The sequence below is a fragment of the Halomonas sp. SIMBA_159 genome (assembly GCF_046536035.1).
GTDB lineage: Bacteria > Pseudomonadota > Gammaproteobacteria > Pseudomonadales > Halomonadaceae > Vreelandella > Vreelandella venusta_A.
The window spans coordinates 1-235 of the sequence record NZ_JAWJBT010001640.1 but is presented as its reverse complement, the minus strand read 5'-3'; the positions used below and the strand labels follow the sequence as shown (position 1 = coordinate 235).

The 235-nt window shown below is 66.4% G+C and carries 1 pseudogene; it reads left to right on the top strand.

Features of this window, described 5'->3' with window-relative positions:
- Nucleotides 1-235: pseudogene (locus R0J87_RS24765) on the top strand (hypothetical protein); the annotation flags it as partial.

Sequence of the window (235 nt, the reverse complement as noted above, 5' to 3'; positions counted from 1 at the left end):
CATCCTGATCGAGGACCTGATCCTGATGTTCCTCGACCGGCTGTTCCCCGGCTTCGAGGCCATCGATTCGGGCGTCTTCCGGGTCATCCGCGACAGCGAGATGGAGATCGACGAAGAGGCCGAGGACCTCGTCAAGACCTTCGAGAGCGCGCTCAAGCGCCGCCGGCGCGGCAGCGTGATCCGGCTGACCGCCGACGCGCCGATGCCCGCGACGCTCCTCGACTTCGTCTGCAAG